A 10,027-nucleotide genomic window follows, 5' to 3' on the forward strand; every position below is an offset into this window, starting at 1 on the left:
ACCGCCCCCGCCCCGCCCTGGCACAACAGAGCCCCCACTCACAACCGCTCCGCACCGCACGGACCGCGGGTGTGGCACCGGCACGCCGTGCTGACTTTCCGCGAGGCAACGTGTTGGAGTCGTGCCCTCACGCCTCAACCATGCCTCGCCCCCTCCCCACCACCCTCTCCTCCCAGCCCATCTCCACCCCGCCTCACCCCACCACACTCCCGCCAACAACTCCCGCCAACGGTTCACGCCCCTCCCGCTACGCCGTGGCCCGTCGCCCCTCGGCGCGCTCCTCAGCGACTCCGGCGAACGGGGCGACGACGCGATAGGCGCGCAACGCACGCACGGCGCGCCCCCCCTGCCCGGCTCGCTCGAAGAACCCTGAGCGCCTCAGCGACGCCTCGAGGACCCATTCCCACCCGTGACGCTGGTGGAACTCGCGCTCCGAGACACCCAGCAGGTCGTGCATCCACCGTCTCGACTCGTCGGAAAGCGAGTCGTTCCCCGCGACGATCCGGTTGAGCGTCGAGCGATCGGCCGCGAGTTCGGCCAGGACGGCCGCGCGCTGCCACTCGATCGCCCCCCACTCCCCCAGCTGCCGCAGCTGTTCGCGTACGCTATAGGGGAGGTGTGACACCTCCACCCGGCGAAGGGGCGGGCGAGCGAGCAGCTCCGCCAGGGTGCGCGCGATCGTGGCGAGACGGGTGCGACGCGTGAGCCAGTCCACCATGTCCGTCACGGTCGGACGCGGCCGCGACCCGACGGCGCGCAGGATCGCGCCCCCCCCGTCCTCTTCGAGTCCGAAGACCACGCACGTCCGGGCGAGCCGTCGCGTCGAGCGCATCCCCGAGTCGGAGTCGGCGAGGATGCACAGCGGGCACCACGGGGCGGCGTCGAGCTGCTCCTTGATCGCGCTGGTGGTCGGGCGCTCCGGCACGGCGTCGAGGAGGGCGACCGATCCCAGATCGGGGGTGCGGTGGTGCAGCCGGCTCGCCATCTGGTATGGCGGCTCGAGGAAGAGAAGCGGCGACGACATCATGAGAACGAGTGTAGGGTCGCCGTCGAAGGCTGTACACTCGTACAACTACTAGTCATGAGGCGGCCGGCGTCCCCCTCGGCGGGGCGGCCTGGAGCTCGGCGCGATTCCGCGAAGTACGGGGACACCGGCCTTGGCGCCCGTATTGTCGCGTCATCTACGCAGCTTCATCGAATCACTTGAGCGCCATCATCTGCTCAACCAGCATCCACCGCACGCTGACCGAGCGGGCCGACTGGCGGGGCATCGGGCGGGCGATCGGGCGGGCGATCGGGCGGGCGATCGGGCGGGCGATCGGGCGAGGCGTCGGGCGAGGCGTCGGGCGAGGCGTCGGGCGAGGCGCCTCCCCCGCTGGATTCTCCACCCTCACCCCCCTCCTTCGCCTCGCTAGCCCCCTCCGCCTGGCCAGCCTCGTCCACCTCCTCCACCTCCTCCACCTCGGGCGGCAGCATGATCGCGAAGCGCATCAGCCCCCACTCGGTGGTGATGCCCAGCGCCTTGCGGATGCTCGCCCGATGGAACTCGACCGTCCGGGGCGACACCCCGAGCGAATCGGCGATCTCACCGGTCGACTTGCCGTCGCCGATGAGGCGCAGGATCTGGATGTGCCGGGGGGTGAGCTTGTCGAGCGCGGGGTACTCCAGCGCGGTCGATCCGCGGAACGACCGCTTCGGGACTCGCGGGGAGATGAACGTCTTCCCGGCGAGGACCTCGGTGATGGCCCGGTTCAGCTCCTCGGCGGAGGCCTCCTTGGGAACGAAGCCATGCGCCCCCTTCTGGAGCGCGAGGTCGGCGATGGCGCGCTCCACGTGCATCGTCACCACGAGGATCCTGAGCGCCGGAAACTGTCGCGAGATGTCGGGAAGGAGCTCCAGGCCGTTCCGGTGCGGCATGGAGAGGTCGAGCAGGAGGATGTCGGGCTGCACGCGCTCGATCTCGCCGATCACCTCGCGACCGTCGTTCACGACACCGACGACCTGCAGCGTCGGGTTGAGGAGGGCGCGAAGCCCCTGGCTCATGAGCGGGTGATCGTCACAGATGAGGACGAGCGAACGGCGCATGCGGGACTCCTATGCCCTGATCGGGACGACGACTCGGATCGTGGTCCCCTCGCCGGGCTTGGACCGGATCTCGAAGCGACCCTCGGCCAAGCGCGCGCGCTCAGCCATGGAGATGAGCCCCAGCCCGACGCTGGCGGCGGGATCGGTGGCCACGAAGCCTCGCCCGAAGTCCTGGATCGTGAGCACGATGGCCGACTCGGTGGCGGTCGCAACGATGCGCGCGCGCCTGGCCCCCGAGTGCTTGGTGACGTTGCGCAGCCCTTCCTGCGCAATGCGGTACAGCATCAGGGCGCGTTCGCGCGAGAGCTCCGCGGTGCATCCCTCATCGTCGAAGCGCGTCTCCACCTCGACCCCCGAGGCGCGGTTCGTATCGGAGGCCAGCTGGGTGAGCGCCGGAATCAGCCCCGCCTGGTCGATGATCGCCGGGTGCAGCCGGTGCGCGACGCGCCGCAGCATGACGCCGAGGTCCTGCAGCTCCGAGCGCAGCGCGTCGACGCGCACGTTCCCCCGCCCCACCCCGTTGGCGATCCCGGCGTGGTCCCCCGAATCCCATTCGGTGAGCTCGTGCTGCAGTATGGCGACGCGCTGGAGGGCATCGTCGTGCACCTCTCGCGCCACCCACGCGCGCTCCTCCTCGTGCGCCTCGAGCAGCTTCTTGGCATAGCCGCGATGCAGCTTGAGGTTGTGGCGCTGGTAGATGAGGAGCGCGGCGACGAGGGCGGCGAGGATGACGCCGACCGCGAGGGCGGCGGCTAGGTAGATCCAGAAGAGCTGATTGGGGGCGGGCACCGCATCCCTCTCCAGATCAGGATGAACGCTAGGACGTCGCCGACGGATCGCACCGCGAAGACCCGACTAAGGGCGTCGACGTCGTGGGCTCCGATGGCCGAGAAGATCGGGTCCGTCGCGACCAGCAGCCCGAAATACAGCAGCACCCCCAGCGTCGTCCAGAGCCAGTCCTTGCTGCTCACGCGCTCCGGTGCCGCGGCGATGTTGCTCACGAGGGTGTAGGCCGTGAACGACATGGCGAGGAGGGCGCGAAACGGCCCGGAGAACGTCTGGAAGCTCCCCCACTCGCCAGCCGCAATGCCGATTCCCACGTACGTGGCGATCACGAGGGGAATGGCGACCCGCAACGCGATCCGGGCGACGGGGCGAACCTGCCAGTACGACAGCGCCCAGAAGAGGATTGCATCTTCCAGCGGCTGCATGAGCGCGATGAACCAGAGGTTGCTCCCCCGTGTCATCGCGATCGCGATCTGCATCAGGTCGGCGACGAAGAAGGCGATGCACCAGATCGCGATCCAGCGGCGCGCCGCCGAAGCGGCGCGCCAGCGCGGGACCACGACGAGGGGCGGAAGCAGCTGCGCGAGCGTCGCTGCGGCCGGGAAGACGAGTATCCAGCGTGGCACGGGGCGCGATAGAGGGCGCTAGCCGCGAAGCGAGCTGGTCGCTTCCGGGCAGAAGGGCGGGCAGGACCAGTGCTGGTCGAGGACTTCCGTGGTGGACGAGATGAGGTCGTTCCCCTTGGCATCGGCGGCGACCAAGACGAGGGTCCGCTTCCCCTCCTTGTCGCGGGCATGGTAGTACCGCAGATACTCGGCGCCAGACTTCGTGAGGAGGTCGATGACCTGCTTGGCGGAGAAGAGCCCTCCCAGCGACCCGTCCTCGGGCCTGCGGGCTCCCGAGACCGTGACCTGCATGCGATGGCGGCGCGTCATCTCCGCGGCCTCTTCGGGGGAAATCCGGTGATCTCGATCGGGATTCAGCGGAGTCGTCATGGTCCTCGTCTCCTGTCCACACACGTGAATGCTTGGCGGGTACCCCGTGGGCCACGCCGAGCGAGTCTGCGCAGTCTATTCGCCCCGGAGGCGGTTGAACACTGGGGTTAACCCTAGTCGATGGCGACGGGGCGGGGGCGCGGCTAGACTGCGGCCAACCCCACGCCAACCGAGCTCATGCCTTACGCCCTGGCCATCATTCGCTACCGCCGCCCACTCGAGGACGTGGTCGCCAACACCGACGACCATCGCGCCTACCTGCGCGCCCTGCACCAGGAGGGCGTGCTCCTGGCGTCTGGGCCGTTCGACCCGCGCCATGGCGGGGCGCTGCTCCTGCGCCTCCCCGACGAGAACCCCGTGGCCGCGCTCGACGCGATCCGCGACGCCGACCCGTTCTGGCAGCGCGGCATTGCGCAGTACGAGTTGCTCCCCTGGAACCCGGTGATCGGCAAGGAAGGGCTCGACCGCCTCGGGAGCTAGCATCCGCTCGCACATCTAGCACAGGTGAACGGCCATCGCCTTGAAGGTGGCGAAGGCCTCCACCCCCTCGGCCAGCCCGAGCTCGTGGACGGAGCGGGCGGTGAGTGCGGCGACCAGGGGGACCCCACTCACGTCGACCGTGACGCGCGCGTAGGCGCCCATCATCGCGACCTCCTGCACCCGGCCGCGAAAGACGTTGCGGGCGGACGACGGGTGCGGCTCGCGCGTGAGCACCACCTCCTCGGCCCGGATCACCGCGTAGTGCGTTCCCTCGAGCGGGGCGACGCCGACGGTGTAGATGGTGAGGGCGCCGCTGGTGAACTCGATCGCGCGACGCCCCTCACCCGCTGCTCCCGCGGAGAGCGAGGTATCGACCCAGTCGGGAGACGCGTCCTCGAGAACGCGCACCGTACCGGCCAGGACGTTCTCGGCGCCGAGGAATTCGGCGATGTAGGGTGAGGCGGGGTGCCGGAAGACCTCCTCCGGCGGGCCGGATTGCAGGACGCGCCCCCGGTCCAGGAGGATCGCGACGTCACCCAGGAGGCCGGCCTCGGTGAAGTCGTGGGTCACCTGCAGCACGGTGAGTCCCCACTCGCGATGGATGGCGCGGACCTCGCGGCGGGTGCGATGGCGGCGGGCGGGGTCGAGGGCGCTGAAGGGCTCGTCGAGGAGGAGGATGTGGGGACGGCGGGCCAGGGCGCGTGCAATGGCGACCAGCTGCCGCTCGCCCCCGCTCAGGCTGGCGACGTGCCGGTGGCGGAGGGCGGCGATGTCGAAGCGGCGAACGAGCTCGTCGCCCGTCGCGGGGTCGGCGGCTCCGTAGGCGATGTTCTCCTGCACGTCCAGGTGCGGGAAGAGGTACCCGTGCTGGTACACCAGCCCGACGCTGCGCTCCTCCGGAGAGAGGGCGAGGGCCTCGCGCCCCTCCAGCTGCAATGCGCCTCCGGTGGCGGGGATCACCCCGGCGACCGTCTCGAGGAGCGTCGTCTTGCCCGAGCCGGCGGGACCGATCACGACGCCGTAGGCGCCCCTTGGCACCTCGAAGGAGACGCCGGCGAGGTGGAAGCTTCCCATGCGGGCGGCGAGTTCGCGCGCCGCGATCATGCGTGCCGTCCTGTGTCGTGCGCGCGGCCCCTGGCGACGATCGGGGGCGGCGATGCGCCGTGCGGCATGCGATCGCTCACTCCATCCCCTCCGCGTGAAGGGATCGGTCGCCGCGCAGGGCACGCAGCAGGGCAAGCGGGACGAGGGCGATGAGGACGAGGACCGCCGCCACGGGGATCGCCTCACCGAGGCCGTAGGTGGTGAAGCGGTCGTAGGCCAGGACGCTGACCGTACGCGGGTGGTAGGTGAGGATGACGATGGCGCCGAACTCGCTGACGGCGCGGGCCCACATCACGACCGCCGATGCCAGGAGCCCGCGGCCGGCGAGGGGGAAGGTGATGCGCCTGAAGACGCGCCAGGTCCCGTCGCCCAGGGTCCGGGCGACGGCCTCGTAGCGCGGGTCGACGCGGGCAAAGGCCTCGCGCGCCCCGCTGACGTAGAGCGGGGCGGAGACGAAGAGCATGGCGCAGACGATCCCGAGCGGCGACCCGACCACGCGGAGCCCCGCCAGGAGCAACGCGCTCCCCGCCGCGCTGTCGCGCCCCAGGACGAGGAGGAGGGCGATTCCGGCGACGGGGTGCGGGATGAGGAGCGGGAGGTCGAGGAGCGCGGAGAGGATCGCGCGCGCGCGAAAGCGCCGGCGGGCCAGGAGGTAGGCGAGCGGCGTCCCGGTGGCGACGCCGATCAGCGTCGCCACGGTGGCGGTGATCCCGGTGAGGAGGAGGGCCGAGCGCAGCTCCGCGTCGCTCCCCAGGCGGCGCACCCCCGACACGCTCCCCTGCACCACCAGTTCACCGATGGGGGCAACGAGGAAGAGGAGGAGGAGCGACGCCGCGAGCGCCGCGAGGATCGTGCTGGCCGCCGGACGCCGTGGTCCCCCCATCAGCGGGGCGGGAAGGGGGGAACGGTGAGGCGACGCCGATTCATGCCGCCGAATCTCACCCGCGCCGCCAGCCGGCGCCACCCCACCCCTATATTGCCCGTGCCCCTCTCGTCTTCTCGTCTTCTCGTCTTCTCGTGCATAGCGTCGACATCCGCGCCATCGCCAAGCGCTACGAAGGCCACGTTGCGGTCCGGCAGCTCTCGCTGCAGGTCCCCAAGGGATCGGTGTACGGACTGCTCGGGCCTAACGGCGCGGGGAAGACGACGACCATCCGGATGCTGCTCAACATCATTGCCCCCGACGAGGGGAGCATCCTGATCGATGGGGTCCCGAACACGCAGCCAGGCGCGCTCGACCGGGTGGGGTACCTCCCCGAGGAGCGCGGGCTGTACCGCAAGATGCAGGTGCGCCGGTTGCTGCGCTTCCTGGCGGAGCTGAAGGGGATCGGGCGCCGGGAGGCGGATCCGCGCATCGACCAGTGGCTCGAGCGCCTCGACCTCAAGACGGAGGCGCGAGACTGGGGGGCGGCGAAGGTGGACGAGCTCTCGCGCGGGATGCAGCAGAAGGTGCAATTCATCGGGACGCTGCTGCACGACCCCGACCTGGTGATCCTCGACGAGCCCTTCAGCGGGCTCGACCCGATCAATGCGCAGGCGCTCAAGGACACGGTGATCGACCTCAAGCGACGCGGAAAGACGGTGATCTTCTCGACGCACCTGATGGACAACGCCGAGCGGATGTGCGACGCGGTGTGCATCATCTCGCGTGGCGAGAAGGTGCTGGACGGCCCGCTGGGCGAGGTCAAGGCGCGGCACGGCGGGGAGCACCTCGCGTTGGCGCTGGCGGGGGCGTCGACGCCGGCGATCGACGCCATCCTGGCCGACCCGCGGCTGGTGGCACGCGTGGACGACCACTCGCGTTACTTCGAGATCGAGCTTGCCCCCGGCGGCGACGCGCAGGTGCTGCTGCGGCGCCTGGTGGAGGCCGGCGCCCCGATCGAGCGCTTCGAGCGCGTGCAGCCGTCGCTGCACCAGATCTTCCTGGAGAAGGTGGGGGCCTCGGGGATCGAGGCCGGCCTCACCGGCCACGGCTGATCGGCAACGGCACCACGCCCCTGACCCCCGAACGCACGCCGCCGGCGTCCAACGGGCGCCGGCGGCGTGACAAACTACGGGAAGTTGCTGCTCACCCCGTGGGGGTGCAGTGCTTCTCGATGGCCGCGACGAGGTCGGTCGCGATGGCGTCGGGGGCGCGGCTCTCGATCTGCCAGCGCTCCATGAAGTAGACGATCTTCCCGTCCTTCATGATGGCGATGGACGGCGACGACGGCGGGTAGCCCACGAAGTACGAGCGCGCGCGTTCGGTCGCCTCGGCGTCCTGGCCGGCGAAGACCGTGGCGAGATGGTCGGGACGTGCCTTGGCATGCTCCAGGGCGTAGCGCACGGCGGGGCGCGCCATGCGGGCCGAGCAGCCGCACACGGAGTTCACCACGACCATCGTCGTCCCCGCGTTGCTGGGGAGCGCGGCATCGACGTCAGCGGCGGTGCGCAGCTCGGTGAAGCCGATCCGGGTGAGGTCCTGGCGGATCGGGGCGACGAGCTGCTCGTCGTACATCAAGCGAGGCAGTGACATGGGACTCTGGAGTACAGACGGGAGACGGGAGAGGGAAGACGGGACATCGACGACGGGCAATCACTCGTCGTCGAAATCGTCCTGCTCTCGGACCAGGGCCAGGATGGCGCTCTGGGGGACGACGAGGTAGCGGTCGCCCTCGAACGTGATCTCGACGGCGGCCTTGCGGAAAAAGAGGGCGTAGTCGCCCGTGCGAGCCTGCATGGGGACGAAGCGCGTGGTGCGGGCGCTCTCGTGCACACGCCACGGCTCGTCGCTGGCGTCGGTGAGGTCGGGCATCGGGAGGCCCGGGCCGGTCGCGACGATCGTCCCCCCCTGCACCGCCTGCGAGTCGACGGCGGTCGACGGGAGGTAGAGGCCGACCTTGGTACGCTCCTCGCCATCCTCGGACTTCACGAGGACGCGATCACCGACGACGATCAGACGCTTCTTCGGAGTGCGCATTGTTCGATGCAGATGGGGCGATGAGGCGGAATATATCCTGTGAGAAGACGAGAGGACGAGAAGACGGGAAGACGGGAAGACGGGAACGCCACGCCGCTAGGGGGTGACCCTGGGGCGGACCAGGTGGTACTCGGACTGGCGCTTGTAGGCCCAGCGCGGCTTCCCGGCGGCGTCGAGGATGAAATCCTCTTCCTGCGCGACGCTCACCTTCTGGTTGTCCCATTCGGGGACCGGGGTCGTGGTCTGGAGCTCGGAGGAGAACCACATGCCGGCGATGACCTTGGCATCGCCGCGCCCCGGGACCCCGTCCTGGTAGTCCCAGAGGCCGAAGATCGGGCCGGCGCCGTGGCCGTGCATCCCGATGGGGTGCGAGTACATGGTCCCCTCGACCCCTTCGCTTCTCAGCTTGTCGCGGGTGGCGCGGAGGATCTCGTTCCCGGTGCGCCCGGGGCGCGTCTCCGCGAACAGGATGTCCTGGAACCGGTTCGAGTTGGCGAGCGCCTTCTGCAGCCCCGGGGGCGGCGCCGTCTCGCCGTCGCGCAGGACGTACGCATTGTGCTGGGTGTCGGTGTTGAGGCGCATGGCGGTAATCCCGACGTCACAGTGGAGCACGTCGCCCGGTTGGATGACGGGGTTCTCGCCGAGGGTGGCAGGCGTGGCGCCGCGCCGCTGAATCGAGATCGACGGTTGGAACCAGGTGCCGAGCCCCAGGTCGTTGACCTGCTGGCGCCACCACCAGACCAGGTCGTCGGTGCGCGTCACGCCCGGGGTGATGACCTCGTTGGAGAACATGCGGGCGATGAGCGAGTGCACGAGCTCGTTCATCCTCGTGAAGACCTGTTCCTCCTCGGGAAGGCGCGATGCGATCAGCTGCAGCGGGAGCTCCTCGGTGCGCTTGAAGCGCGTGGTCCACTTCTTCCCGAGCATCGCGCTCATCCCCTCGAGCTCGCCGGCCGAGAGGCCGTCGGAGAAGGCGTGCGTGCGCGAGACGTCGATACCGATGACCTTCGGGTTGCGCTCCTCGAGGACCTCCTTGAGGAGGAGCCACTGCTGGTCGCCCCACAGCTCGGCGTTGCGCCCGCCGGAGGGGTTGTCGATGACCTTCTTCGCGGTGTAGGCCTTGTAGACGCCCCCTTGCGACGTGCCGCCTAACGCGAGGCGCTCGATGCACGAGCCGTCGCCGGGGTCGGCCGTCCCGGCCCTGGCGCACGTGTCGTGGAAGACGTAGATGGTCCGCCGCCGCGCGGCGAAGGTGGTCGGGGAGACGATGGACGAGAAGACCGGGTCCTCGTTGTACTCGCGCATGGAGATGACCCAGAGGTCGATGCCGTGCGCGCGCATGAGCCCGGGGAGCACGGACTTCATGCGGCGCTCGAGCCAGCGCTGCTGGATGTCGGCCTGTTCGCGGAGGGTGCCGAAGGGGCGCGTCTGCGCGCCGGCCGCGTTGGTGGCAAGCGCGAGGGCAGCGAGCAATGCGAGGGGGAGGAGCATGGGCGGGAGGCGGGTGGCGGGAGACGGGAGGCGTTGGGCGGGCGTTTCGGCGCCGGGGGGCGCGCGGGAGAAGCGCGGGAGAAGCGCGGGAGAAGCGCGGGAGAAGCGCGGGAGAAGCGCGGGAGAA

Annotated in this window: 12 protein-coding genes; 2 read left to right on the forward strand and 10 right to left on the reverse strand. The window is 70.0% G+C overall.

The window, feature by feature from the left end:
- Window positions 1–247: 247 nt before the first annotated feature.
- From ABS52_18675 to ABS52_18695, 5 genes are all read right to left on the reverse strand, one after another.
- Window positions 248–1,027: a hypothetical protein gene (locus ABS52_18675; GenBank protein ID ODT00321.1), complete on the reverse strand. Its 780-nt coding sequence runs from the start codon at window positions 1,025–1,027 to the stop codon at window positions 248–250.
- Window positions 1,028–1,221: 194 nt separating this feature from the next.
- Complete coding sequence (locus ABS52_18680) at window positions 1,222–2,085, reverse strand: hypothetical protein (GenBank protein ODT00322.1); 864 nt, start codon at window positions 2,083–2,085, stop codon at window positions 1,222–1,224.
- 9 nt (window positions 2,086–2,094) lie between these two features.
- Window positions 2,095–2,874, reverse strand: a complete 780-nt coding sequence (locus ABS52_18685) for a hypothetical protein (GenBank protein ODT00323.1) — start codon at window positions 2,872–2,874, stop codon at window positions 2,095–2,097.
- A complete protein-coding gene (locus tag ABS52_18690; GenBank protein ODT00324.1) occupies window positions 2,838–3,497 on the reverse strand; it encodes a hypothetical protein in 660 nt (219 codons plus the stop codon). The genes ABS52_18685 and ABS52_18690 overlap by 37 nt, the downstream gene beginning before the upstream one ends.
- 18 nt (window positions 3,498–3,515) lie before the next feature.
- Window positions 3,516–3,806, reverse strand: a complete 291-nt coding sequence (locus tag ABS52_18695; protein ODT00325.1) for a hypothetical protein — start codon at window positions 3,804–3,806, stop codon at window positions 3,516–3,518.
- Window positions 3,807–4,043: 237 nt separating this feature from the next.
- Here ABS52_18695 and ABS52_18700 point away from each other — a divergent pair, with 237 nt between their 5' ends.
- Entirely contained in the window at window positions 4,044–4,346 is a 303-nt protein-coding gene (locus ABS52_18700; GenBank protein ID ODT00326.1) for a hypothetical protein, read from the forward strand.
- Window positions 4,347–4,361: 15 nt separating this feature from the next.
- On the opposite strand, the gene ABS52_18705 is transcribed toward ABS52_18700, so the two are convergent.
- Together ABS52_18705 and ABS52_18710 are read right to left on the reverse strand one after the other, a co-directional pair.
- A complete protein-coding gene (locus ABS52_18705) occupies window positions 4,362–5,450 on the reverse strand; it encodes a hypothetical protein (protein ODT00327.1) in 1,089 nt (362 codons plus the stop codon).
- 76 nt (window positions 5,451–5,526) lie between these two features.
- Window positions 5,527–6,333, reverse strand: a complete 807-nt coding sequence (locus ABS52_18710; GenBank protein ID ODT00328.1) for a hypothetical protein — start codon at window positions 6,331–6,333, stop codon at window positions 5,527–5,529.
- Between the two features lie 134 nt (window positions 6,334–6,467).
- Between ABS52_18710 and ABS52_18715 the strand changes: the two genes are divergently transcribed.
- Window positions 6,468–7,427, forward strand: a complete 960-nt coding sequence (locus ABS52_18715) for an ABC transporter (GenBank protein ODT00329.1) — start codon at window positions 6,468–6,470, stop codon at window positions 7,425–7,427.
- Window positions 7,428–7,518: 91 nt separating this feature from the next.
- Here the strand turns inward: ABS52_18715 and ABS52_18720 are convergent, their stop codons facing one another.
- The 3 genes from ABS52_18720 to ABS52_18730 form a co-directional block, all read right to left on the reverse strand.
- Window positions 7,519–7,965 (reverse strand): hypothetical protein, encoded by a 447-nt coding sequence (locus ABS52_18720; GenBank protein ID ODT00330.1) that lies wholly within the window; start codon window positions 7,963–7,965, stop codon window positions 7,519–7,521.
- Window positions 7,966–8,025: 60 nt separating this feature from the next.
- The gene (locus ABS52_18725) at window positions 8,026–8,409 is read right to left on the reverse strand and encodes a chaperonin (protein ODT00331.1); all 384 of its coding nucleotides are present in this window, start codon (window positions 8,407–8,409) and stop codon (window positions 8,026–8,028) included.
- A gap of 96 nt (window positions 8,410–8,505) precedes the next feature.
- Window positions 8,506–9,900, reverse strand: coding sequence for a Xaa-Pro aminopeptidase (locus tag ABS52_18730; protein ID ODT00332.1), 1,395 nt, complete (start codon window positions 9,898–9,900; stop codon window positions 8,506–8,508).
- Between the last annotated feature and the right edge of the window lie 127 nt (window positions 9,901–10,027).

The sequence above is a fragment of the Gemmatimonadetes bacterium SCN 70-22 genome, from assembly GCA_001724275.1.
Taxonomy (GTDB): domain Bacteria; phylum Gemmatimonadota; class Gemmatimonadetes; order Gemmatimonadales; family Gemmatimonadaceae; genus SCN-70-22.

Coding starts and splice junctions, on each gene's coding strand:
- ABS52_18730 (ODT00332.1), bottom strand. CDS start 9,900: ATGCTCCTCCCCCTCGCATTGCTCGCTGCCCTCGCGCTTGCCACCAAC.
- ABS52_18675 (ODT00321.1), bottom strand. CDS start 1,027: ATGATGTCGTCGCCGCTTCTCTTCCTCGAGCCGCCATACCAGATGGCG.
- ABS52_18705 (ODT00327.1), bottom strand. CDS start 5,450: ATGATCGCGGCGCGCGAACTCGCCGCCCGCATGGGAAGCTTCCACCTC.
- ABS52_18725 (ODT00331.1), bottom strand. CDS start 8,409: ATGCGCACTCCGAAGAAGCGTCTGATCGTCGTCGGTGATCGCGTCCTC.
- ABS52_18720 (ODT00330.1), bottom strand. CDS start 7,965: ATGTCACTGCCTCGCTTGATGTACGACGAGCAGCTCGTCGCCCCGATC.
- ABS52_18710 (ODT00328.1), bottom strand. CDS start 6,333: ATGGGGGGACCACGGCGTCCGGCGGCCAGCACGATCCTCGCGGCGCTC.
- ABS52_18700 (ODT00326.1), top strand. CDS start 4,044: ATGCCTTACGCCCTGGCCATCATTCGCTACCGCCGCCCACTCGAGGAC.
- ABS52_18695 (ODT00325.1), bottom strand. CDS start 3,806: ATGACGCGCCGCCATCGCATGCAGGTCACGGTCTCGGGAGCCCGCAGG.
- ABS52_18680 (ODT00322.1), bottom strand. CDS start 2,085: ATGCGCCGTTCGCTCGTCCTCATCTGTGACGATCACCCGCTCATGAGC.